2 protein-coding genes are annotated in these 3,928 nt (G+C 43.5%); both read right to left on the reverse strand.

Annotated features, from left to right (window positions below; translation table 11 throughout):
• Nucleotides 1-59: 59 nt before the first annotated feature.
• Nucleotides 60-2,912, reverse strand: a complete 2,853-nt coding sequence (locus tag LIZ08_RS10085; protein WP_227038805.1) for an AAA family ATPase — start codon at nt 2,910-2,912, stop codon at nt 60-62.
• A gap of 414 nt (nt 2,913-3,326) precedes the next feature.
• Nucleotides 3,327-3,590 (reverse strand): type II toxin-antitoxin system RelB/DinJ family antitoxin, encoded by a 264-nt coding sequence (locus LIZ08_RS10090; protein WP_070674791.1) that lies wholly within the window; start codon nt 3,588-3,590, stop codon nt 3,327-3,329.
• Between the last annotated feature and the right edge of the window lie 338 nt (nt 3,591-3,928).

Below are 3,928 nucleotides of genomic sequence, written 5' to 3' on the forward strand. Positions count from 1 at the left end.
AAGTTCGCTGACGTCCGTACTCACCTAAGGAAAGTTTCTAAGAAGACTTTGTCTTCAGCTTAAGGAAGAACATAGCCTTGATCATCCACGGTATGGGGTTGCTCTGAACTGCTATTCTCTCTCAAAGCTTCCAAATCTTGATCCAAAATGGAATTGTAGTCTGTACTACCTTCACGGGTTACCCGAGTTGATACTTGGCGCAAGAGTTTTTCATTGAGATTGCGGACCCAGCGACCATTACTATGGTCATTGGCACGCATATAATTCCCTTTCACAATCTCTCCATAAAGGGCTTCATTGACCTGGTAACCTTGCTTACGCAATCCTAACAAACCGATCTCCACGATCTCATCTGGGCTGTAGTCTTCAAAATCAAATGTAGTTGGGATCCGGCTTTGTAGACCTGAATTGACCTGCAAGAAGTCGTGCATCTCTTTCGTGTAACCAGCAAAGATAATAACGATATCGCGGCGGTGGTCCTCCATAAATTTGAGGACTTCGTCCAAGGCTTCTTTCCCAAAATCGTCATTTAAACCGGTATAGAGCGTATAGGCCTCATCGATAAAGAGGACTCCACCCAGTGCACTTTCTAGGACTTCGCGCGTCTTCAAGGCTGTTTGACCTTGGTAGCCTCCAACCAGATTGCTCCGGGATACTTCGATGAACTTCTTCTGCTTGATAACCCCCTTTTGGAAGAGGATATTACCCAAAATGCGGGCCACAGTCGTTTTCCCTGTACCGGGGTTTCCAAGAAAGAGAGAGTGCAAGGTCGTATCTTCAACGATGCCACCTTGTTCAGCCCGTTTTTGGTTGAACTCAGCCATGGCCACGAATTGTTCAACTTGCTCTTTCACCTTAGCAATTCCAACCAATCGGTTGAGGGCAGCCATCCCATCTTCTTCCTTGTCGGCTCCTGCTTGATACTTGCCTTGGTTAAGGACAGCATCGATGTCGCTATTGAGGATGGTCTCAATATCGTCAGAACCTTGGGCCACCACCCGATCTGCCATGGTCTTGGTCAATTGCTCATCCAGGTTACGGATCCAGCGACCATTGCTCTTATCTAGCGAGCCATCATAAGCCCGTTTAACATGCCGCGCATAGTAATCCCGGTCTTCGAGTTTGTAGTCTCCTTTGCTTAGGATCATTTCACCTAGTTGGACAATCTCATCTCCTGTGAAATCTTCAAAGATGAAATTATTTGGCACCCGAGAACGAAGGCCTGGATTGGTCTTTAAGAACTCCTCCATTTCCTTGGTATAGCCGGCAAAGATAATCATGATGTCGTCACGATTGTCCTCCATAAATTTGAGGATGGTATTGATCGCCTCGATCCCAAAGTCCGCACCGCTATCTTTTTTATCCAAGCTATAGGCTTCATCAATAAAGAGGATGCCTCCTCGCGCTTTTTCAAGCAGGGCTTGGGTCTGTTCAGCTGTTCCTCCAATATTCGAAGAGATCAAATCGGACTCCGTTGCTTCCACGAAACGGAATTCCTCCCCTGAGAGAACACCTGCATCAAAGAGCACTTGTCCTAACAGACGGGCCACAGTGGTTTTCCCTGTACCAGGATTTCCCATAAAGGCCGCGTGGAGTGTTTGTTTTTCAGGAGCCTTGCCACTGGCGATTCGTTTCTTGTTAAATTCCACCATGTTGATCATTTTCTTGATCTCATGTTTGACTTTTTCAAGACCAATCAGGCTATTGAGTTCTTGAAGAGCATCTTGTTTCTTCTCTGGTCCAGAGTCTCTTGCGGTGGTTGGAGCCACCGTTGCATCCGTCGCCTGTCCCGTAGCAACGACTTGCGCATTGCCCTTAGCCACTTCTCTGCCAACAAGATAGTCACAGTCATCCTCGATTTCCTTGGTCAGATCACGCGCATCCCCCTGGCTATAGGTCACGGTGCCCACCTTCGCAAAGGCTCCACCTTGAAGCCGTATATTGGGATCCGCAATCTTATGACAAATCATATGCTCAGCCATCAGCACACCATCATCAAAAACTCCAAATGAAATGGTTTGGGCATTCTCATTCAAGAAGGTCGTTTCTCCAGTCAGGGAAGCAAAGGACTCTTCATAGACGCATAAAAATTCTGAAAATGTAGCCTGGTGAGCTCGGATCATACTATTGAATGAATTGATGGAGGTTATACGATCCGAATCCGAATTGAATTGAACATTATTGTCAAGACAGACTCCAGTTCCAGTAGGCAACTCAATTTTACAGTTTTCAGACTCCCAGATGACATTCCTCAACCAAACTGGTGGAAAGTCCTTTTCCAGATCCCCGCCTGTAATCGTTGAATTTTTTGCGATCACTTCTGAGTCCTTGGCATGGATCGTATTATTCCCAAATTTTTCAATATGGACATTTTCTAAGGTCAATTTAGATCCTTCTGACAGATCAATCTTAGAAAAAATCGTTGAATTGCGAATAGTCAATTCCGAAGCGGACATACCGATGGCACTTTGGTGTTTTTCCGGAACCTTCATCCCGACTCCTTCCAGTGTCAACTTCGAATGCGTATCCATATAGATAAAAAATTCACTATTTGTCGGAGTGGTTGCTTCAAAATAGACCTGTTTACAGGTGATATCTGAGCTATTCCATAAGAGCAAGGCAGTATAATTCCCACCAACTTTAAACCACAGATCTTCAAATGTCACCTGAGCTCCCTCTACAAATCGGAAGGAAGCCTCAATGATGTTGTTAAACATGCGCCCATTGCCATTTGGATTTGGAACCACATGCCCCACAAAATGAAGGTTCTTGTCGATCTCGATCACTTTATTTGTCGGCCATTGAAAGACATACCCATTTTCAAACTCGATGGTATCCCCATCCTGCGCTTTTTCAATCGCATCCATAAAGTTCCAACTATTGTTGTAAGGCCCTACTAAATATCTTGCCACGCGCATTTCCTCTGTTTCATTTTTTTGGAAGAACATCCATTGTTTTTCTGTTTCCTGTTTACAAACACTTGTCACTAAAAATTGTAACACAATCCAGATCCAAAGAAAACACTTATCCGGTCTGAACGGACTTAAAAGAGGCTGGGACAAAAGTCCTAGCCTCTCAATTGTCTTTGGATTGTCGAGCAAGACGCAGTGGTTGAGCGGGCTCTACTACGCTGATTTCATCAGCTTTTACAGCCCTACTCAACTGTGCGGAGGTGGGACGACGAAATCGAATTCTAACGAATGACCGATTTCTGTCCCACTCTCTGTCATCGACTCTTTCAAGGCTGAACATAAGCTGGCTAGAGCAATCGCTCCCGAGAGCATGGCGGTGGAAAGGAACAACACATGGTCTGCCACTAACGAATCTTAAGCACGCAGGTCCTCCATCAAGTCTGAAACTGATTCAAAGGGTTGACTCATATTCCGATTTTGCTCTACATCCGTTACGACTTGGAGCAACTTCCCATTATCATCTAATCGAACATCAAAAGGTAAGCCCTGATATTGAATAGCCTGACGGAGAAAAATGTTGATGGCTGTTGTCATATCCATCCCTAAATGATTAAAAATCTGTTGGGCCTGTTCCTTAACCTCACTATCCAAACGAATACTCATACTCGTCTTAGACATACTCTCACCTTCTTTCTATTGATTATTATAACAAAAAGAAGGATATTGTAAATCCATTGGATATACAACGGATGTCTATAAGCCAAAATATAGTAAAGAAATAAAATTAATGTCCCAAATATGGGAGATCTCAGCCTGAGTTTTAGTTTTAGAATATAATGTTGCTATCATAGATTAAGAGGTGAAAAATATGAACCAGATTACGAAACAATATAAATTACTATATTTCTTGATTATTTTATTAAGTTTGACAAGTGCTCTTTTAATGACATTCTTCTCTCTGCAATTAGGAAGAATACTTGATAGTATATCTAATTCAAATAGTGGATTACTCTTTC

Source organism: Streptococcus sp. 210928-DFI.4.42, from assembly GCF_020554365.1.
GTDB classification, from domain to species: Bacteria; Bacillota; Bacilli; order Lactobacillales; family Streptococcaceae; genus Streptococcus; species Streptococcus parasanguinis_S.

Bases quoted from the DNA above. Each gene is read 5' to 3' on its own strand.
- LIZ08_RS10090 (WP_070674791.1), bottom strand. From the start codon at position 3,590: ATGTCTAAGACGAGTATGAGTATTCGTTTGGATAGTGAGGTTAAGGAA.